General features: G+C 42.2%; 17 protein-coding genes and 1 pseudogene. 14 read left to right on the top strand and 4 right to left on the bottom strand.

Annotated elements, in window-relative coordinates:
* Nucleotides 1–63 precede the first annotated feature (63 nt).
* Complete coding sequence (tyrS, locus tag M3197_RS08335) at nt 64–1,329, top strand: tyrosine--tRNA ligase (protein ID WP_251660604.1); 1,266 nt, start codon at nt 64–66, stop codon at nt 1,327–1,329.
* Nucleotides 1,330–2,478: 1,149 nt separating this feature from the next.
* Here tyrS and rpsD read toward each other — a convergent pair.
* The gene (rpsD, locus tag M3197_RS08330) at nt 2,479–3,081 is read right to left on the bottom strand and encodes a 30S ribosomal protein S4 (protein WP_251660602.1); all 603 of its coding nucleotides are present in this window, start codon (nt 3,079–3,081) and stop codon (nt 2,479–2,481) included.
* Nucleotides 3,082–3,444: 363 nt separating this feature from the next.
* Here rpsD and M3197_RS08325 point away from each other — a divergent pair, with 363 nt between their 5' ends.
* Together M3197_RS08325 and M3197_RS08320 are read left to right on the top strand one after the other, a co-directional pair.
* On the top strand, nt 3,445–5,298 hold the full coding sequence (locus M3197_RS08325; RefSeq protein ID WP_251660600.1) for a sensor domain-containing diguanylate cyclase: 1,854 nt from the start codon (nt 3,445–3,447) through the stop codon (nt 5,296–5,298).
* A 93-nt stretch (nt 5,299–5,391) separates the two neighbouring features.
* Nucleotides 5,392–6,603, top strand: a complete 1,212-nt coding sequence (locus tag M3197_RS08320; RefSeq protein ID WP_251660598.1) for a PLP-dependent transferase — start codon at nt 5,392–5,394, stop codon at nt 6,601–6,603.
* Between the two features lie 68 nt (nt 6,604–6,671).
* Here M3197_RS08320 and M3197_RS08315 read toward each other — a convergent pair whose 3' ends face one another.
* Nucleotides 6,672–7,151: a GAF domain-containing protein gene (locus M3197_RS08315; protein ID WP_251660596.1), complete on the bottom strand. Its 480-nt coding sequence runs from the start codon at nt 7,149–7,151 to the stop codon at nt 6,672–6,674.
* 200 nt (nt 7,152–7,351) lie between these two features.
* Between M3197_RS08315 and ezrA the strand changes: the two genes are divergently transcribed.
* From ezrA to M3197_RS08265, 10 genes are all read left to right on the top strand, one after another.
* On the top strand, nt 7,352–9,049 hold the full coding sequence (gene ezrA, locus M3197_RS08310; RefSeq protein WP_251660594.1) for a septation ring formation regulator EzrA: 1,698 nt from the start codon (nt 7,352–7,354) through the stop codon (nt 9,047–9,049).
* A gap of 76 nt (nt 9,050–9,125) precedes the next feature.
* Nucleotides 9,126–10,271: a cysteine desulfurase family protein gene (locus M3197_RS08305; RefSeq protein WP_251660592.1), complete on the top strand. Its 1,146-nt coding sequence runs from the start codon at nt 9,126–9,128 to the stop codon at nt 10,269–10,271.
* The gene (thiI, locus tag M3197_RS08300) at nt 10,258–11,460 is read left to right on the top strand and encodes a tRNA uracil 4-sulfurtransferase ThiI (RefSeq protein ID WP_251660590.1); all 1,203 of its coding nucleotides are present in this window, start codon (nt 10,258–10,260) and stop codon (nt 11,458–11,460) included. The genes M3197_RS08305 and thiI overlap by 14 nt, the downstream gene beginning before the upstream one ends.
* 252 nt (nt 11,461–11,712) lie before the next feature.
* A complete protein-coding gene (locus M3197_RS08295; RefSeq protein ID WP_025786089.1) occupies nt 11,713–11,922 on the top strand; it encodes an alpha/beta-type small acid-soluble spore protein in 210 nt (69 codons plus the stop codon).
* Nucleotides 11,923–12,063: 141 nt separating this feature from the next.
* Entirely contained in the window at nt 12,064–13,635 is a 1,572-nt protein-coding gene (gene mbcS, locus M3197_RS08290; RefSeq protein ID WP_251660588.1) for an acyl-CoA synthetase MbcS, read from the top strand.
* A 126-nt stretch (nt 13,636–13,761) separates the two neighbouring features.
* Nucleotides 13,762–14,700 carry an EamA family transporter RarD gene (rarD, locus tag M3197_RS08285; protein WP_251660586.1) on the top strand — a complete coding sequence of 313 codons (939 nt, stop codon included), beginning with the start codon at nt 13,762–13,764 and terminating at the stop codon, nt 14,698–14,700.
* 63 nt (nt 14,701–14,763) lie between these two features.
* A complete protein-coding gene (sppA, locus tag M3197_RS08280) occupies nt 14,764–15,774 on the top strand; it encodes a signal peptide peptidase SppA (protein WP_251660584.1) in 1,011 nt (336 codons plus the stop codon).
* A 17-nt stretch (nt 15,775–15,791) separates the two neighbouring features.
* On the top strand, nt 15,792–16,391 hold the full coding sequence (locus M3197_RS08275; RefSeq protein WP_251660582.1) for an RDD family protein: 600 nt from the start codon (nt 15,792–15,794) through the stop codon (nt 16,389–16,391).
* 29 nt (nt 16,392–16,420) lie between these two features.
* Nucleotides 16,421–16,927 (top strand): thiol peroxidase, encoded by a 507-nt coding sequence (gene tpx / locus M3197_RS08270; RefSeq protein ID WP_251660580.1) that lies wholly within the window; start codon nt 16,421–16,423, stop codon nt 16,925–16,927.
* Between the two features lie 110 nt (nt 16,928–17,037).
* Entirely contained in the window at nt 17,038–17,958 is a 921-nt protein-coding gene (locus M3197_RS08265) for a class I SAM-dependent methyltransferase (protein ID WP_251660578.1), read from the top strand.
* Nucleotides 17,959–18,264: 306 nt separating this feature from the next.
* Here the strand turns inward: M3197_RS08265 and M3197_RS08260 are convergent.
* Both M3197_RS08260 and M3197_RS08255 read right to left on the bottom strand, forming a co-directional pair.
* Nucleotides 18,265–19,565: pseudogene (locus M3197_RS08260) on the bottom strand (IS1182 family transposase).
* A 279-nt stretch (nt 19,566–19,844) separates the two neighbouring features.
* Nucleotides 19,845–20,294, bottom strand: a complete 450-nt coding sequence (locus M3197_RS08255; RefSeq protein ID WP_251660577.1) for a universal stress protein — start codon at nt 20,292–20,294, stop codon at nt 19,845–19,847.
* 219 nt (nt 20,295–20,513) lie between these two features.
* Here M3197_RS08255 and ald point away from each other — a divergent pair, with 219 nt between their 5' ends.
* A complete protein-coding gene (gene ald / locus M3197_RS08250; protein ID WP_251660575.1) occupies nt 20,514–21,632 on the top strand; it encodes an alanine dehydrogenase in 1,119 nt (372 codons plus the stop codon).
* The last annotated feature ends 35 nt before the right edge of the window (nt 21,633–21,667 follow it).

Raw genomic sequence — 21,667 nt, 5'->3', positions numbered from 1 at the left:
ATCTTTTTCAGATCGTGTAGGGATTTTTTGTGCTTGTGAAGCAAAAATGGAGGAGGAAGTTACATGACAGCAAACTTATTAGAGGATTTAAAATGGAGAGGTTTGCTTTACCAGCAAACTGATGAAGATGGGATGGCAAAGCTCCTAGACGAACAAAAAGTATCGCTCTATTGCGGTGTCGATCCAACGGCTGACAGTATGCACATCGGACATATCGTTCCACTTCTGACACTTCGTAGATTCCAGCTTCACGGGCACCGACCTATTTTACTCATAGGTGGCGCAACAGGAATGATTGGGGATCCATCGTTCCGTGCGGATGAACGACAACTTCAAACGGAAGCACAAGTGGATGAGAACGTAAAAGGATTGAAAGTCCAACTTGAGCGTTTGTTCGATTTTAAAGATGAAAATGGAGCGCGACTCGTTAACAACAAAGACTGGATGGGTCCAATGAGCGCGATTGGTTTCCTGCGAGACTATGGTAAATTGTTGAATATTAACTACATGTTAGGAAAAGAAAATGTGGCGTCTCGTTTAGAAACAGGACTCTCGTTTACAGAATTCACATACATGCTTATTCAAGGAATCGACTTTAATCACTTGTATGATCACTACGGATGTCGCGTGCAAATCGGTGGATCTGATCAGTGGGGGAATATTACAACGGGACTTGAAATCATTCGCAAGACTCACGAGGAAGAAGCTAAGGCATTCGGAATCACGATTCCACTAGTTACGAAATCCGATGGTACAAAGTTTGGTAAAACAGCTGGCGGCGCTGTCTGGTTGGATGCTAAAAAGACATCTCCTTATGAGTTCTACCAATTCTGGATCAATGCTGCAGATGCAGATGTAGTACACTACCTGAAGATATTTACATTCTTGGAACGTTCTGAAATTGAAGAACTGGAGCGTTCGGTTGCGGATGAACCTCACTTGCGTAAAGCGCAGAAGACATTAGCTGAAGAAATGACTCGTCTTATTCACGGTCAAGAGTCACTCGATCAAGCGACCCGTATATCTGCAGCACTATTCAGTGGAGACTTAAAGAAATTAACGACTTCTGAAATGAAGGATGCCTTCAAAGATGTCCCGACATTTGAAATGGCGAAAGAAGATCACAATATTGTTGAGTTGTTGGTTGAAGCTGGCATATCACCTTCTAAACGACAAGCACGTGAGGATGTAACCAACGGAGCCATCTCGTTAAATGGCGACAAAGTAACGGATACAGCGCACGATGTTAACGCGGCTGACCGTTTAGAAGATGCATTTACGATTGTCCGTCGTGGTAAGAAGAAATATACAATGGTTATGTTTAAATAAGATGAACGATCAATCAGAGAGAAAGGTTAACACCTTTCTCTCTGATTTTTTTATTGAAGATTGTGTAATGACGCTTTCAGAAAGCGCGTTACAGGGAAATTGTGCGCGGACGAGATTGAAATGCGCGCGAGAGAAAGAGTGATGTGCGCGGAAGAGCGGTGTTTACGCGCGGAAGTATAGGAGAATCGCGCGACAAGGAAATTGTGCGCGAGCCAGATCGAAATCCGCGCTAAAGGTAGTGGGTTGTGCGCGGAAGAGCGGTGTTTACGCGCGGAAGTATAGGAGAATCGCGCGACAGGGGAATTGTGCGCAAGCCAGACCGAAATACGCGCGAAAGGTAGTGGGTTGTGCGCGGAAGAACGGTGTGTACGCGCGGAAGTATAGAAGAATCGCGCGACAGGGGAATTGTGCGCGAGCCAGATCGAAATGCGCGCGAAAGGCAGAGGATTGTGCGCGGAGGAACGGTGTTTACGCGTGGAAGAACAGGAGAAACGCGCGACAAGGAAATTGTGCGCGGACGAGATCGAAATACGCGCGAAAGGTAGTGGGTTGTGCGCGGAAGAGCGGTGTTTACGCGCGGAAGTATAGGAGAAACGCGCGACAAGGAAATTGTACGCGAGCCAGACCGAAATGCGCGCGAAAGGAAGAGGATTGTGCGCGGACGAGATCGAAATACGCGCGAAAGGTAGTGGGTTGTGCGCGGAAGAGCGGTGTTTACGCGCGGAAGTATAGGAGAAACGCGCGACAAGGAAATTGTGCGCGGACGAGATCGAAATACGCGCGAAAGGCAGAGGGGTGTGCGCGGAAGAGCGGTGTTTACGCGCGGAAGTATAGGAGAATCGCGCGACAGGGGAATTGTGCGCGAGCCAGATCGAAATGCGCGCGAAAGGTAGTGGGTTGTGCGCGGAAGAGCGGTGTTTACGCGTGGAAGTATAGGAGAAACGCGCGACAAGGAAATTGTACGCGAGCCAGACCGACATACGCGCGAAAGGAAGAGGATTGTGCGCGAAAGAGAAACACCGCGCGGCAGAGACCGAATTCCGTACAGAAGGAAGATGCTCGCCATAAGAAAATGTCTCACTAAACATCAAAACACGCTCCACGCAAAAAAATCCCTTCCGGATTATCCGGAAGGGATGGGACTCGCTATTAACGTGAGTAGAATTCAACGATAAGAGCTTCGTTGATTTCAGCAGAAAGTTCGCTACGCTCTGGAAGGCGTACGAAACTACCGACTTTAGTGTCAGCGTTGAACGTTACGAACTCAGGTACGTAGTTGTTGATTTCGATTGATTCGTTGACGATGTCAAGGTTTTGTGATTTTTCACGAAGAGAAATCTCTTGACCTGGCTTCACGCTGTAAGATGGGATATCTACGCGCTTACCATCAACAAGGATGTGACCGTGGTTAACGAGTTGGCGTGCAGCACGACGTGTGCGAGCAAGACCAAGACGGTAAACGATGTTGTCCAAGCGAGTTTCAAGAAGGATCATGAAGTTAGCGCCGTGGAGTCCTTGCATCTTACCTGCTTTGTTGAACAATGTGCGGAACTGACGCTCATTCACACCGTACATGAAGCGAAGTTTTTGTTTCTCTTGTTGTTGAAGACCGTATTCAGAAAGTTTTTTACGCTGGTTCGGACCGTGTTGACCCGGAGCATAAGGACGCTTTTCGATTTCTTTACCAGTGCCGCTTAGTGAGATACCAAGACGACGAGATTGTTTCCAAGATGGACCTGTATAACGAGCCATGAATGACTCCTCCTCTGTTGGTTTTATTTTGTTGTAAAATAAGACCAGATGCGTTCAATCTCTACGACATTCTGTTTTCATGTATCTTCACCTCTGCAGCCAAGGGTTACAGGATACACCTCAAATTGAGGAACAGACTGAGCAATAGAGAACACACAACTGCTGCAATTATTTTACACAACGACTATCATACCAATGTTGGACAAACTCGTCAAGTGATTTTAAAGGAGACTTCAGTCCTTCGAGAATAAATCAATCTAAATGGATATATTGTACTAGTCATAAAGTTGCATTTTGAATTATGATACGATAAAATGAAGATAAGTTATTCGATGCTTTTACTGAATGATAGAGGGTGTCTATATGAAAACAAATGAGCAAATGTATGAATCGATTAAGAGTAACTTACTGGATATAATGATAGGTGTGATGGAGAACATAAAAGAAAGTGAATTCATCCGCCTCTTTGAAGAACTGTTCACAACGCACTTTAATATCACGAAAATAGAGTTCTTTCTATATGAAGACAACCAATTCTATCCTGCTTCATCTTTGCTGAAAGATCGAAGGAATCGTCTGGGAGTTGTGGAAACCTTAACAGCTCCTATGCTATCCGGAGCATTCTCAGAGACAGACGATCCGTTAGACTTTGCCAATGATACCTTAATGATTAGAAATGAGAAACGCGAACCGGTTGCAATGGTTCTTGTGAAGTCAACAGATGAGTGGCATACGTTTGCGTCCTCCGAATACTTCAAGAAGTTCCAACTCTTGCTGGGGAGGCTCATTGAAACCATTAAAGGCTATCAATCACTCCATACACATTCCCAAAATTATCAAAGCTTACTCGAAGCAACTAAGACATTTAACTCAACTATGGAATTAGGAGTAATCCAGTCACGTCTCGTATCCACGATTTCTAAAAAATTTGGAGCAATTCAAGTGGAACTCATACTTTCCCAAGAACAGCTAGCCTCTTCTTGTCCCTATAGGTTATTCGATTATTCCAATGAACTGCCATCCACTGTTGAAGCTTTTCTTTCTGGCGAATTGACGCTTGGAAAAGATGCTGAAAATGATTGTGAAGTCCTCAGTGCTCCTGTAAAAGGCATGCAAGGGACGTATGGGATTCTCCAGCTTTCTGCACCATGTCATTATATATTTTCTCCTTTGCAAAAAGACTTCGTCCGTAATATTTCAGAAAGTGCAGGTCATGCAATCGAAAATACAAGCTTGTACGATCAATCTCATCGGCTGATCCATGAATTGCAATTGGTGAATGAAGTTTCTAAAAAACTTACTGAACGACTTACGTTCGAGGAAATGATTACGTATATTTACAATCGGCTTAATGAAACGTTTGAACCTGAAGAGGTAGCAATTGTCTATTTTAGGGATGAGGAAGCTCCGGTTTTATCGAAAGAAACGACTTCTTACTTTCTGACGCAGGCTGGAGGTCGTTATTTGGAGTATGCCGAAAGCCGCGTGAGAAAAGAAAATGGCGCTGTTTTTATAGCGGATTTGAAGAACGATGACATTGAAGGATTCACTCCGTATCGTTCACTAATGATTGCTCCAATAGTCATTTCTGAAAAAATTGCAGGGTACACATTGCTGATACACACGGAGAAATATCATTTTACATTTGAAGATTTTAAACTAGTGAAAGCAATTATTAGCCACTCGTCTCTTGCACTCTCCAATTCTGCGCTCCGCGAGAAATTACAAGACCTTGCAAACAAGGATCAGATGACTGGTTTATATGCGAGAGGGTACTTAGATCGTCATATGTCTTCAGCATTTAAAAAAGGCATTGGCGGGGCGTTTCTTCTACTCGACGTCGATGATTTTAAACAGGTAAATGATCAGTTTGGGCATACTGTGGGAGATCGCGTATTGAAACAAACGGCGGAACTTCTTAAAGAGAGCATCTCAGATCATGATATCGCTGGACGTTGGGGAGGCGAAGAATTTGCGGTCTATTTGTCAGGTGCGACACTTGTTGAGGGGGAGCGTCTTGCAAAACAGTTGTTGCTTAAAATGCCTCAAATCACCAATCCGTCTGTGACAGTTTCTATTGGAGTTAGTGTGTGGGCACCTTCGACAAACAAGGAAACCTACCAGCAGTTATTTCAAAATACGGACGAAGCACTTTACTCAGCAAAATCAGGTGGGAAAAATCAGATTATCGTTAGTGAATCGGTACTTGCAGAATGATGCGCAAGTACCGAATTTCTTTGAGTTTTACAACAGGTAAGCATACAATGAATGTAAGCGTTTACTTCATGAGTGAAAGGTGGATGATTCACGGTGAATGAAAAAATTCATAAAGACACGGCAACGGTTCACACAGGCTATGACAGTAGCTCGCATCATGGAAGTTTGGCAGTTCCTTTATATCAAACATCAACGTATGCTTTTGACACAGCAGAGCAAGGGGCTAGACGGTTTTCAGGAGAAGAAGAGGGCGGCATCTATTCGAGATTAGGTAATCCAACGGTCCGAGTGTTGGAAGAACGAATGTCCCTGCTTGAAAATGGGGCTGGATCGCTGGCATTCGGTTCTGGAATGGCGGCTGTTAGTGCCATCCTGACTCATTTGACGAACACAGGGGATCACATCGTTTGTTCCCGTGGGATTTACGGATGCACGTTTGGCCTGCTTGGAATTATGGAACAGAAATATAACATTACACATACTCTCACTCCAATGGGAACAGAAGAAGAAATAGAAGCGGCGGTAACTCCTGAAACAGTCTGTCTCTATATCGAATCACCGATTAATCCAACTATGGAGCTCTCAGACCTTCGAGCGGTCATAGCAGTCGCAAAACGTCACCAGCTAAAAATCGTTGTCGATAATACGTTCGCATCCCCTTATTTACAAAATCCAATCGACTTTGGTGTGGATTTTGTGTTGCATAGCGCAACTAAGTATATTAATGGGCACGGAGATGTCATTGCAGGGTTACTTGTAGGTAAGGATAAGTCGGAAATTGATAAAATTCGTGCAAGTGTCCAAAAAGATTACGGGGGCATCATTTCTCCGTTTGATGCCTGGTTACTTATCCGTGGGCTGAAAACGCTTTCGATAAGAATGCAAAGGCATACTGAAAATGCAACACGGTTAATGGATTATTTGAAAACACAAGACTTGGTGGAAGCAGTTTTTTATCCGTTCGATGATAGTAATCCACAAGTCGAAATCGCGAAGAACCAAATGTCAGCTGGGGGAGGTCTCGTTTCCTTTAAGATAAAAGGAGGTCAACTTATCGCTCAAGCATTCATGAATCATCTGAAACTGATCAAAATTGCGGTGAGCTTGGGCGACGCAGAAACTCTGATTCAGCATCCCGCAACAATGACACATTCAGGAGTACCAGCAGAGGATCGTGAAAAAATGGGGATCAGTGATGGGCTCTTGAGGTTGTCAGCGGGATTAGAGCATGCGGATGACCTCATTGCAGACTTAAAGCAAGCATTTCTGCAAGTAACTCAAGCACAGCAAACCCTTTCTAATTAAGAAGGTTCAGGCAAACAAAAAGTAGCGAAGTGAATACACTTCGCTACTTTTGTTAGAAAATATCATACTTAAATATGTTGTAAAAGTACTTCTACAAACTTCTCAAGGCCAACGCGATCCTCTTCAGAAAAGCGATTAATTTCCGGGCTATCGATATCTAATACTCCAATGAGCTCATCATTCTTCACGAGTGGTAGCACAATTTCAGATTGTGAAGCGGAGTCACATGCGATGTGTCCCTCGAATGCATGTACGTCTTCGACAACTAAGGTCTCTCTGTTTTTCGCAGATGTTCCGCATACGCCTCTTCCTAAAGGAATTCGAATACAAGCAGGAAGGCCTTGGAATGGTCCAAGGACAAGTTCTCCCTCTTCCATCAGATAAAAACCAGTCCAATTAGTACGCTCTAAGAAATTGCTTAATAAGGCAGAGGCGTTACTTAAATTTGCAATGCGATTTTTTTCTCCCTCTAACAAAAGTTGGAGCTGATCAGCAAGTTGGCGATAACTTTCTGTTGAATCCTTCGAATACTCGATCCCCATAAACATAAATGCTCCCTCATTTCCGTGTAGTTACTTCCTAAAAAAAGTAGAATATCTAATAGAATCATACATTTTTCGAGGTGTTTCACACAAGTAAACAAATTTTCGACGAAGATTCGCCCTTTTTCAACACGAAAATTCTTTAAACGTGTTACTATATAAGGTATTATCAATTGTAGAGTCGTTGCGGAATAGGGGGATGGACAATGGTGAACTACTTCATCATTCCAATCATCATAGTGATTGTGCTGGCTGTTGCAATGTTTTTGTTGAGACGAAAGCATATCCAGGAAATCAGCAAGCTGGAGCATAAAAAGCTACAAATCCAGCATGAACCGATATTTGAGGAAATGACAAAAGTCAAACAGCTGAATATGACAGGTCAAACTGAGGAGAAATTTGAACGGTGGCGTAACGAATGGACGGAAGTCGTCGATGTGCTCGTTCCTAAAATTGATTCCTTACTATTTGATACCGAAGAAATGGTTGATCGATTCCGCTTTAAAAAAGCAACGGGAATTGAAAAAGACATCAACCAACAACTCACAGTGTGTGAAGAACGTAAAAATTCGATTTTACACGAATTGAATGAACTGATTGGCAGTGAAGAAAAAAACAGAGTAGAGATGGAGTCCTTAAGAGAAGAATTTAGGGAAGCCCGGAAATCTGTATTAGCCCATCAGCATTCTTTTGGAAGAACCGTTCCAGTATTAGAAAAAGAACTTGAGTATTTCCAACCCGCGTTTGAAGAATATGATGAGTTAACGGATAATGGAAATTACTTGCAAGCAAGGGAGAATGTACTTGCAGTTGCATCCAAAGCGAATGAGCTGTTCCCGTTGATACGAGAAATTCCATCATTGCTGAGTGAGTTGCAAAGTAAACTTCCATCTGCAATTCGGGAACTCCGAAATGGTGTAGCTGAAATGATGGATGACGGTTACTATTTAGAACACTTAAACTTAAAATCATCATTAGGAGCTATTGAGCGTGAACTAGAAGAATTACTTGGTAAAGTGGAGATTCTTGATGTTCAACCCGTTCAAAAACGTTTAGCTGAAATTGATGATAGCTTGGATTCTTTCTATGATGCACTCGAAGAAGAAGTGAAAGAACGTCAGTATATGGAACAAACTTACGAAGAAGTTGCAAACAGACTAGTGGTAGTCAAGTCGTTTTCAAAGGAAATTGCAGATGAAGCGTTATTCGTACAAGAAAGTTACCGATTGGATGAAAAAGAAGCGGCGATTCCTAAAAGCTTCCTTGTTGAACTTTCAGATGCTACTAAGCGGTTTGAACTCTTGACTAGTCAAGGAGAAAATGGTGAGTCAGCTTACTCAGGACTTGCACTAGACTTACGCACAGTTGCTGAAACGTTAGATCGCGTGGAAATGGAAACTATTGCGTTCCAGGAACGTATTAAAAACCTACGGACTGATGAACTAACTGTTAGAACACGTCTAGAAGAGCTCACAAGGACATTACAAGAAGCTGAACGAAAACTTCTGAAAGCGAACATTCCAGGTGTACCTGATGATATCGAAGTCCGATTAGAAGAAGCCGATGAACAACTCTTTATTGTTAAAAATGGTTTAGAAGAAGTTCCGCTCAATATGGCGCTTGTAGAAGACTATATAAACAACGCAGAAAAAGAAGTGCGTGAAGTCGTGTTGAAAATTGATGAAATGTTAGAGAATGCATTGTTAACTGAACAAATTATACAATATGGAAATCGATATCGAGCATCTTATCCGACAATGCATGCCAGATTGTTGGAGGCGGAAATGGCATTCAGACAGTTCCGGTATGCAAAAGCTCTAGAAGAAGCAGCCACTGCTGTTGAAGAAGTGGAACCTGGTGCAATGAAGCGAATTGAAGAGTTAATACAAGAACACGTACAGTAAGCGTACCCTTCAGCCACCCGCACATTGAGTGCAGGTGGCTTTGTGCGCTTTAGGTGCATGAAAGGACGAGTTCATGATGATTTATCTGGATAATAGTGCTACAACGATACCAGAAGAGGAAGTTCTACAGACATTTACACAAGTGAACCGCACATATTATGCGAACCCTGCGTCACTTCATCAAGCTGGGAACAAATCTGAACAGCTTTTAGAATCTGCCAGGAAGCAAATTGCGACACTAGCTGGAGACTCCGAAAGTACTGTGATTTTTACTTCTGGCGGTACTGAAGCAAATAATTTAGCTGTTGTTGGATATGCAAACAGTCTTAAGCATCGTGGAAACCATATTATTACAACCGAAATCGAGCATGATTCAGTTCGGAATGCCTGTCTTCATTTGCAAAAAGAAGGATTTGAAATTGACTTCCTTTCGGTCAATGATGCAGGTCAAGTATCTCCTGAAGAATTGAAGCAGAAGATTAGGAAAGATACCATTTTAGTGAGTATCATGCATGTAAATAATGAAATTGGATCAATCCAACCGATTGAAGCGTGTTCAAAAGTAATCCGAGATCATTCTCGAGCTACATTCCATTCGGATTGTGTACAGAGCCTTGGAAAACTTCCATTACCATATCCTGAATGGGTGGACGCAGTGACATTTTCTGCGCATAAGATCCATGGGTTGAAAGGGACTGGCTGCTTAGTAACAAAGAAATTTAAAGAGCCGGAAGCTGTCACTTTTGGAGGAGGTCAGGAGCATGGTTTCAGGAGTGGGACCGCCAATGTAGCTGGAGCTGTAGCATTTGCTAAAGCGGTTCGAATAGTAAACGAAAAAAATAATTTACCTACCTATAAACGATGGAGTGAACGGTTGCGGAACCTTTTGAATGCTGAAAAACTTGTAAGGGTCTGTTCACCTATAGAAGGTGCTCCACATATTTTTACAGTTGCATTTAAAGGGATCACAGGCGAAGTGGCAGTGAATTATTTTCAAGCCCAAGGCATCATGGTTTCCACTTCCAGTGCGTGTTCTTCTAAAACAAACAAAATAAGTCACGTTATTCAAGCAATCCATGTTCCGGACGGTTACCGTAAAGGTGTTATTCGAATTAGCTTCGGTAATATGAATACAGAAGAAGAAATAGACACGCTCTTACAAGTAATTAAAGAATTTTTAAAGATGATCAAGAAAGGAATGAAGCAGCATGATTTGGAATGAACTTCTTATAAGATACGGAGAAATGTCGCTTAAAGGGCGAAATCGAAAAGTATTTATACAAAAGCTGACCACGAATATTAAGCAAGTTCTTCATGATTTACAATCAGTTAAACTAAAAGCAGAACGTGATCGCATGTTTTTATATGCAACAAGTGAAGACTTGGAACAAGCAATAGAGCGGTTATCCGACGTTGCGGGCATTCAATCTTATAGTCCGATTGCTAAGTGTGAGTCCACTGTTGAAGCGATTCAACAAACAGCACTTGCGATTTTTGAAACCGAAGACACGAATGAGAAAACATTCAAAGTTGAAGTGAGAAGAACGGACAAATCATTTCCATTAGTAACAGGAGAATTGCAAAGAGAAATTGGCGGCACAGTTTTAAAAGCTCATTCCAATCTGAGCGTGAACGTTAAGAAACCGGATATTTTACTTCATATAGATATTAGGGAAGACGGTTCATTCCTTTCTTCTAAAGTATTTAAAGGTGCGGGTGGCATGCCGGTCGGTTCCAACGGCAAATCACTACTTATGTTGTCTGGTGGAATAGATAGTCCTGTTGCTGGTTACTTAATGATGAAACGTGGCGTCACTATAGAAGCAATCCATTTTGCAAGCCCACCATTCACAAGTGAGCAAGCACAAGAAAAAGTGGTGGAACTAGGACGCCAAATTAGCACATATGGCGGAAAAATAAAATTGCACGTCATTCCATTTACTGAAATTCAACAAGCGATTGTTAAGCAAGTACCTGAAAATGTATCCATCACGTCTACGAGAAGAATTATGTTGCGTATTGCAGATCAGCTACGTACAGAAATCGGTGCACTCGCTATCGTAACAGGAGAAAGTTTAGGACAAGTGGCAAGTCAAACCCTCGAAAGTTTTACGGCAATTAACGCAGTTACCACGACACCAATACTACGTCCGCTAATTGCAACGGATAAATTGGAAATCATCGAAATGGCTAAAAAAATCGGAACGTATGAAACCTCTATTCAACCGTTTGAAGACTGCTGTACTGTTTTCACACCATCCAGTCCTAAAACGAAACCGCGTTTAGAAAAAGTCGAGTACTACGAAAGCTTTATTGACTTCGAACCGTTAATTACAACAGCAATTCAAAATCGCAAAATAATCGACTGTTCTATTGTAGAAAAGACGGAGGAGTTCGGTGACTTGTTGTAAGTAAATTTGATTAACTGTTTGCCAACGTCGTTAACAAGCGCTTTTGATAGTAGTGATTGGCATATGGACTCTCGTTTAATGAGTTTTTTTCTGTCTTATCGGTTGTACAACATTGTTTGAAAGTGCCGAACGGAAGCGTTTCATAAGCTGTCGATTAGATCATTTTAAAATATGAAAAAGTTACCATTTCCTTTCTGTGCATGAATTTTCCCAAACGGTACATTCTATGTTCACAAGGGAGGTGACATCGACATGGCAAACACAAACAGCGGCAATTCAAACCAACTTCTTGTACCAGGTGTACAACAAGCGCTTGACCAAATGAAAAACGAAATCGCATCAGAATTTGGAGTTCAGCTTGGAGCAGACGCTTCATCGCGTGCCAACGGTTCCGTAGGCGGAGAAATTACAAAGCGATTGGTACGTCAAGCTCAACAACAAATGAACGGTTACCAAAAATAAGTAACTGATTGGACTGTCCCCAAAAGTGGGGACAGTTTTTTAGTATGTGAAGAAAATTTTTTATCATGACTTTCTATTTATTTTTGAATTGAATAAATTTTAGATGTATACTGACTATACTGTTAAAAAGGGGGAGTCAACATGAAGAGAGAAGAGTTGTTAGCACCAGAAAGCTATAATATCGTATCTGAAATTGAAAAATACGCAGATGGTACAAATAAAAAAGCATTAATTTACGTCGACTCAGAAGGAAATCAAAAAGACTATACATATGACGAATTAATGGAGGACGCAAATCGTGCCGCTACTGTCTATGAAGCGAATGGGTTGAAAAAGGGAGATATCCTATTAGTGATGGTTCCAAGGTTAATTGAAGCGTATGTTGCCTATATAGGAGCTTTAAAAGCAGGAATAGCAGTCATTCCTTCATCAGAAATGTTACGTGCATCAGACATTGAATATCGATTGGAACATAGTGGAGCCAAAGCAATTGTTGCGTATGAAGCCTTTACAAGTCAATTGACTGAAGTGCGTGGTATTGAGAATGTCACTTTGTTTGTAGTAGGAAAGGCAGATGAAGGGACCATTTCTTTAACGGAAGAAATGGTTCATGCACCCGTGAAATACAAGGCGGCGTCCACAAAAGCAAATGATATGGCATTCTTATCGTATACTTCTGGAACTACAGGTAAGCCAAAAGGCGTTGTACATACTCACGGATGGGGATATGCTCACCTACGAACGACAGGTGAGAACTGGCTAGGTATACAAGAGGGAGATATGGTGTGGGCTACAGCGGCGCCAGGTTGGCAAAAGTGGATTTGGACCCCGTTCCTTGCAGTTCTAGGAAGTGGTGCAACTGGCCTCGTATACAATGGGAAATTTGACGTGAAAACTTACATGGATATGATCAAGACATATCAAGTAAATGTATTGTGTTGTACCCCTACAGAATACCGATTCATGGCGAAAGCGGAAGACTTGAGCAGTTATGATTTGTCCTCATTGCGAAGTGCTGTATCTGCAGGGGAGCCGTTGAACAAAGAAGTCATCGATATATTTGAAAAAGTATTTTCTCTTCAAGTTAGAGATGGTTATGGACAAACTGAAAATACATTATTAGTAGGGACAATGGTCGGAATGGATGCTAGACCAGGATCTATGGGGAAACCAACCCCAGGAAATCGTGTGGAAATTGTTAATGACAATGGAGAACTTGCTCAAGTGGGAGAAGTTGGAGACATCGCTGTCCACGTTTCAACCCCTGCATTGTTCAAGGAATACTTACAAGATCCAGAACGCACTTCCATGCAGTTCCGAGGCGATTATTACATTACAGGTGATCGGGCGAAGAAAGATGAGGACGGTTATTTCTGGTTTGAAGGCCGTGGAGATGACATTATTATTAGTTCTGGTTATACAATCGGACCATTTGAAGTCGAGGATGCCCTTACGAATCACCCTGCTGTAAAGGAATGTGCAGTCATCGGAAGTCCGGATGAGGTTAGGGGAACTGTAGTTAAAGCTTTCATCGTCCTAAGGAATCCCTCTGATAAAGAAAATAGTTCCCTAGTGAAAGAATTGCAAGATCATGTAAAACAATGTACAGCACCATACAAGTATCCCCGGAAAATTGAATTTGTCGATGAACTGCCGAAGACCGCATCAGGTAAAATCATGCGCGTCCAACTTCGAAAGCAAGAGGCTATGTAATGATTTGGACTGGGATTTTAATTATCTCAGTCCTTTATTTTGCTAAAGACTTTACCTTGCTAACATGCCCCCGTATAATTGAGAGATATTTCGTGCAGCTAAATGCTGACAAAAGGGGTGAAAAAATTGCAAACTCAACAACAAGGAGCACTTTGGGTGTTCACCGCATACGTACTGTGGGGATTCATGCCGATTTACTGGAAAAGTCTGCATCACGTGAGTAGCGGAGAAATTTTAGTGAACCGAATCATCTGGGCTTTCCTCTTAACTGTTCTGGCTATCCTAATTATGGGGCAAGGTAAAAAGTTGTTGACGGACATTCAAGTACTTTGGCAGACGCAAAAGCAATTTTGGAGTCTCTGTGCCGCTTCGTTTCTCGTAACAATCAATTGGTTTACGTATATATGGGCAGTAAACCATGACTTTATCGTACAAGCGAGCCTCGGTTATTACATAAATCCGTTAGTTTCTGTACTGTTAGGAATTATATTCTTGAAAGAGTCTTTAAATCGCCATCAGAAAGTGGCTTTCGTTTTAGCGGCAGTGGGAGTTACAATTTTAACGTTCCATTATGGTGTTTTCCCTTGGATTTCATTTGTATTGGCGTTCACATTTGCGTTATATGGACTTATTAAAAAATATATTAAACTAGATGCGACAAGAGGGCTTGCAATTGAAACGGCATTTTCAGTACCTGTTGCACTTCTTGCTTATATCTTGATTTTTTCAACAGGAGATGCTGTTATAATGGACACTGATCTATTGACGGTTGTCTTGCTCGTTTTAACAGGTATTGCAACAGCTTTACCGTTAGTTTTTTTTGCGAAAGGCGTACCTTCCATACCGCTATACGTCACGGGTTTTCTTCAATATATCGCTCCAACGATGATGTTAATCATCGGAGTTGCTATTTACGGAGAATCGTTTGGTAAGTTTGAATGGCTCAGTTTTGCATTCATATGGATGGCACTATTAGTGTTCACAGTACCCGAAATACTTCGTTATGTAAGAAACAAAAGAGCGCTGGTTCGTCTTCAAAAACAGGAATCTTCACACCAATCTTAAATTGGATGAAACATTCTGTTTGGTAGAACGTACACGTAGTATGAACTAAAGGAGGAATTTGAAATGTCAACGAAACGATGGATTGCACTCATTTCGGCCGCAGCTTTAGTCGTTGTTTCAATCGGTGTTAACTCGCTATCGTACATATTCACTAGAGATTTTAACGCTCTTTTTGAAGATAGCTTTGCAATGACAGGTGCAACCTACGAGGAAACAGTATTGGACCAAGGTGATTCAAATGAACGCATAGCAATATTGGACGTAAGTGGAGTGATTCAAGACACTGGACCTGCATCACCGTTTGCTGCGGCAGGATACAATCACCAAAGTCTCTTGACTCAGCTCGCTGATATTCAGGAAGATGAAACAATAAAAGGTATTGTTTTGCACGTAGATTCTCCAGGTGGCGGAGTAGTGGAGTCATCTGATATTTATGATGAGATCGTCGCAATCCAGAAAAATCGAGATATTCCAATCTATGTATCGATGGGGTCAATGGCGGCTTCTGGCGGCTATTATATTTCAGCCCCTGCTGATAAAATCTTTGTTCACCCGGAAACGATTACAGGTTCAATCGGTGTGATCATGGAAAGTTTAAATTACGCGGAGCTTGCTGACAAAATTGGTATTGATTTTAATACGATTAAAACAGGACCGTACAAAGATATGATGAGTCCTAACCGTGAGATGACAAAAGCAGAACGGGATATGTTACAAGAAATGATCAACGATTCTTATGAGAGGTTTGTGGGGATCGTAGCAGATGGGCGCGGTATGTCCGTTGCCGATGTTAAAAAAGTAGCAGATGGAAGAATTATGAATGGTCGTCAAGCGATTGAGTCAGGTCTTGCAGATGACTATGGGAAATTACCTGATGTCGTCGATGCATTAATCACAGAACAAGGGTTTAATAACCCTACTGTATTTGAATATACTCCAACAGATAGCTTTTCATCGTTATTCGGAACGAGTGTCTCTGGATTGTTTAAGAAAAATGCGGAAACAGAGTTGATCCAAAAACTTCTGACTGACTATCAAGCACCGCGCATGATGTATTTGTATGGTGAACGGTAAGGGGAGGTGTTGACATAATGTCTGAACAAATGGAACAGCCGGTAGAACGAGTAGAAGAAACCCGATTGAACCAAGAACCGATAGAGCAACAATCTATAGTCACACAAAAGCAAGAATACATGAAGAAACCAGCGGGGTTTTGGATCCGTTTTTGGGCGTATCTGATTGATATTATTATTGTCGGAGCAATCAGTGGTTTGTTAGTAAAACCAATCTTTCGGGTTGTGGACTATCCAATAAAGGATCCCGTTTTTTTGTTATACAGCCCTTACAAAATCATTTTACTCATATTATTTCTCGCGTACTTCTTGCTCATGACAAAGTATTTCGGCCAAACAGCAGGGAAAATGATTATGGGAATCCGAGTCGTAAAAAAATCTGGAGAGCCACTTGGTTGGGCAACTCTCTTGTTCCGTGAAGTCATCGGCCGTTATATTTCAAAAACGCTGCTAATTCCGTATTTACTTGTCATCTTCATGCCCCGTAAAGAAGCATTGCATGACTTGTTTGCGGATACTGAAGTCGTTCACGAGCAAATTTATGAGAAACGGAATACAGCTACAACAGTACAAGTCGATGAGAGTCGCCAGTTGCAAGGCGATCAGTCTATCTTGTAAGATAGATGGATACGGAAAGGAGAATCTTAATGACTTCAATCACATTCAAGAATAATCCTGTTACATTGGTCGGAAAACAGCTGAAAGCGGGCGACAAAGCACCAAACTTCACAGTATTAGCAAATGATCTTCAACCGGTGACGCTTGATGATTCTAAAGGGAAGATCCGTTTAATAAGCGTTGTTCCTTCAATTGATACGGGCGTGTGTTCTAAACAAACACATAGATTCAATGAAGAGGCTGGAAAGTTTGGCGACGGTGTGGAAGTAATGACGATTTCCGTTGACCTCCCGTTCGCTCAAGCACGCTATCGTTCTACAGAAGAAATCGGAAATATCCAGATTCTATCGGATCACCGAGAACTTTCGTTTGGAGAGGCATACGGAGTGGCGATACAAGAACTTCGTTTGCTTGCTCGTTCGATTTTTGTTATTGATAAAGATGACACTATTACTTACTCAGAGTACGTGAGTGAAGTAACCGATCATCCAGACTACCAAGAGGCTTTGGAAGCTGTGGAGAAATTGAAGGCGTAATTGTTAGGTAGCTGTAGCCTGCAGAAAACCCATCCGGCTGTCGGATGGGTTTTTCATGGCGGCTGTTGAGCAGGTTAACGGATCGAAAAGAAGGAAGTAGAGGGATAAGGATGAAAACAAATACAGAACAACTATTCACATATTTAGATGAAGCTGCTAGTAAAGATGAGTCACTTTACTTAGAACAGCTTATCGTAGCGTGTCAAAATTGGGTAGAAGGAAAGGCTAGTCCTGAACTTCAAGGAGATGTCACCAAAGAGGAAATTCGACGTGGATTACAACTTGCGATTTTAAAAGGTATGAGACAAAACGTTCAGCCACACCATCAGATGACTCCGGATGCGATTGGAATGCTAATTGCACGTATCTCAAGTTTTCTTCTACCTCAAAAAGAAGTAGTGGAGTTGCTAGACCCAGCAGCGGGTACCGGTAATTTACTACTAACTGTTATGAATACACTGGAAGTGCCAGCTTCTGCTGTCGCTGTAGAAATTGATGAATTATTGGCGAGATTGATCGTCGCAGGTGCGGATCTAATGGAACAACCCATTCGAATTTATGTACAAGATGCACTGCGCCCGTTACTCGTAGATCCAGTTGACTTGGCGGTATGTGATTTACCTGTCGGCTATTATCCAGATGATGAAAATGCGTTGAATTTTGAAATGATGCCTGCTGAAGGACATGCATACGCTCATCATTTATTCATTGAACAAACGATTCATCATCTAAAGCCAGAAGGATATGGTATATTCGTTGTTCCGTCTTCACTTTTTGAGTCTGCACAATCAGGTGAATTGCACACGTATTTGAAGAAACATACGATGATTCGTGCGGTTCTACAATTGCCACAAACACTATTTAAGAATGCCGCCCAGTCAAAAAGTTTACTGATTTTACAAAAACCATCCGAACAAGCGATGCCAACACCAGATGTATTGCTCGCTACCGTTCCAGATATGACGGACAAGCAAGCGATGATTTCTTTCTTTAACAAGATGGAAGACTGGGCAAAAGAAAATAAGAAGTAAGTAAAAAGCGTCCCTTCCATGTGAAAGGGACGCTTCAGACTGTAGACAAAAGGGTTGGAAATCGAAATGATTTCCAACCCTTTTAGTTTTTGTTCGTATAAATCTGCAACTGGTCAAGAGCCGTTGATCTCCGTTCCGGTCGGACGCTTTCCAGGGGGCTTGCCCTCAGCCTCCTCGTCGCTTTGAAAGCAAAGATGTGCTCCCAACGCTGTGCTTATGCTCGCAAAACCCGTTCTTCGTTACGGCTTTTCCTGCGGGGTCTTCGCGCTGCGCTGATCCCCCAGGAGTCGCCGCCCTGCTCTCCAATCAACTCGATGTCCCATAGGCCATTCCATATGTATGTGCATTTTCCCTTACAGGTGGGATCCATGTCCAGCTGGCAAGTTTCTTCAGATTTTGGGCAGCGAAAGTAAGCATCGCCGGCATAGACATTTTTTTAAGTCCCCTCAAGGTTGTCCATCGCATACCATGCTTCTCCTTGGCGTCGGCAAAGACTCGTTCAACCGTCTCTTTGCGTTTTCCGTATATTTCTTTGATTTCATAATGGTGTCTCAAGTCTTCTGCTACATCTAGATAGTCTTGCCAGATATGACGCTGAATCAGTTTTTGTTGATTTTTACTTCTCGTACACTGATTGATTACTGGACAAAGATAACAATCGAAATGCTTATCATAGACGTACTCATTTTCTTGCAGAAGCCTTCCTATGTCATTGGCCGTTTATAAGGAAGCACCGGCAATATCTGATTTTCTAGGAGAAAGTTTGCAATTGCTGGTGTCTTATAGGCAGCGACAGCCAGTGGACGTTTTACCTTATCGATAATTTTCTGGACCAGCGGTTGAAGCATATTGCTATCGTGAACATTACCTGGAGTAACGATATTTGCGAGTACAAATCCTCGTTCATCCGTGGCTGCGTGAAAGGAATAAGCAAACTGCTTTGTTCGCTCATCTTTTACATAGTAGCCACTTTCCGGATCCGTTGTAGACTCCTTGATTTCTTTATGAACGTCCTTTTCAAACTTCTCTGGTGGAAATGGTTTCTTCCTGTTCTTCTCACGATCTATGTTGAGCTCTTCTTGAAGCTTTTGCTCATAGGCTCTGCTCTCTTTACGGACGACTTTCTTTTGGAACTTCCGTTTGTTTGCACTTGCTTTCACGTGTGTCGAATCGATAAAAACGTGTTCCGAGCTAAGTAGCCCACGATCTGCGACTTCCTTTAGTACTTGATAAAAGATCTGTTCGAATAAATCTGTATCTGCAAAACGGCGGACGTAGTTTTTTCCGAACGTAGAGAAATGAGGAACCACTGTGTGAAAACCGAATCCAAGAAACCAGCGATAGGCCATATTGGTTTCAATTTCTTTGATGGTCTGACGCATCGAGCGAATACCAAAGGTATATTGAATGAATGTCATTTTAATGAGTACAACTGGATCTATGCTGGGTCTCCCAAATAATGAATATAGATCTTCAACTAATGGATAAATGAAAGAAAAATCAATTGCTGCATCTAATTTACGAACCAGATGGTCTTGTGGAACTAACTGTTCGATTGTAAGCGTTTCCATCTGTTCCCGTTCATTAACTTGATTCTTCGGCATCAATTCCATCACCTCATTTGATAGTTGGGAGATTCCGTTGATTGTAGCGGAGAGCGGCGACTCCTGAGGGATCAGCGAAGCTCGAAGACCCTGGACTGAGCAAAGCGAGGGAAGCGGCTGAGAGCAAGCCCCTCGGAAAGCGTCCGCTCGCAGCGGAAATCAACTTTTTTTGGTTAATACTATTGTAAAAGAAAAAGACTGTAGGCAAACCCCGTGATTACTGGAGTTTGTCTACAGTCTGAAGCGTCCCTTCCAAGTGAAAGGGACGCTTTTTCTTTTTGATTATTCGCTTTCGGATGTACGGACTACAAGTACGTCACATTTTGCAGAACGTACAATGTTCTCTGATACACTACCGATTAGGAAGCGCTCTACTGGGTTTAATCCAGTTGCCCCACAAATGATTAGATCCGCTTCGATTTTTTTAGGGATCTCTCTAGGAATCATTGTTTTAGGTGAACCATATTCCACAATAACATTCACGTGAGTCAATCCAGCAGCTGCTGCTTGCTCTTTGTATCCTTCAAGCAATTCTACAGCATAAGATTGAGCCCGCTCAGCAATTGAACGATCATACGCCTCTACAGCGGAGTAAGAACGTGTGTCGATGATGTTGACGAGGTTCAGGGTAGCGTCGTTACGCTTAGCAATTTCTACTGCTTTTTTAAACGCCCATTCAGACTCTTTAGATCCATCTACTGCAACAATGATTTGGTTATATATTAATGACATCGTTACCACACTCCTACTTTAAAATTATACTTCTATAGGTACTATACGACATATCTCTTAATAATTCCTGCTTTACCATCAAAAATCGGCAAATTAAAAATATTTGTTTATCGATGCAAAAAGTACGGCAAAATAGGAAACTATCTGCTACACTTATTGAGAAAAGGTTTGAACGGTACATACTGGACAGCCGGACACATTCATTGAGGAGGAATAACTATGCGTATTGGAGTACCTAAAGAGATAAAAAACAACGAAAATCGTGTCGCAATGACACCAGCTGGAGTATTCAACTTGAAATCAGCGGGACACGAGGTGCTAATCGAAACATCAGCAGGAATTGGCTCTAATTTTACGGATGAAGAGTATCGTGAAGCTGGAGCGGTAATTGTTGAGACTGCAGCTGAAGCATGGGCAGCAGAAATGGTCATGAAAGTAAAAGAGCCAGTTTCATCAGAGTATGGTTACTTCCGTGAAGGTCTCATTTTGTTCACGTACTTGCATCTTGCTTCAGAAGTAGAGTTAACTAAGGCATTACTCGACAATAAAGTAATCGGGATAGCTTACGAGACGGTACAATTACCAAATCGTTCGTTGCCACTTCTCGCACCGATGAGTGAAGTAGCTGGACGTATGGCAACTCAAATTGGAGCTCAGTACTTGGAGAAGATGGAAGGCGGAAAAGGAATCCTATTATCAGGCGTGCCGGGTGTTCAACGTGGAAACGTGACTGTTATTGGTGGAGGACAAGCTGGAACAAACGCAGCCCGCATTGCGATTGGTATGGGAGCTCGTGTCACTGTCCTTGATTTGTCTGTAGAACGACTTCGTCAACTGGATGAACTGTTCGGAGATGACGTTCAAACACTCGTGTCGAATCCATTTAATATTGCAACGTCTGTTAAAGATGCGGATCTAGTAATTGGCTGTGTGCTGATCCCTGGAGCTCGTGCACCTAAACTAGTAAGCGAAGAGATGGTTAAATCGATGTCACCAGGTTCTGTACTTGTAGATATCGCGATTGACCAAGGTGGAATCTTTGAAACTTCCGATCGCATTACAACGCACGACGACCCAACATATGAAAAGTTTGGTGTGGTACACTACGCAGTTGCAAATATGCCAGGTGCAGTCCCACGTACATCCACAATGGCACTTACAAACGTGACGGTTCCTTATGCACTACAAATTGCGAACAAAGGATACAAGCAGGCTTGCTTGGACAACGACGCGTTGCTAAAAGGAGTTAACACGTTAGAAGGTTACTTGACGTATCAAGCCGTTTCGGATGCGCAGGCAATCGAATATGTATCTGCTCAATCTTTGTTGAGTCGATAAGAATACTATAAACAAAGAAGCAGAGGCTGTAAGTT

It is taken from the genome of Sporosarcina aquimarina (assembly GCF_023715615.1).
Classification (GTDB): domain Bacteria; phylum Bacillota; class Bacilli; order Bacillales_A; family Planococcaceae; genus Sporosarcina; species Sporosarcina aquimarina_A.
The sequence above is the reverse complement of the archived record's forward strand: the minus strand, read 5'-3'. Positions and strand labels throughout refer to the sequence as shown.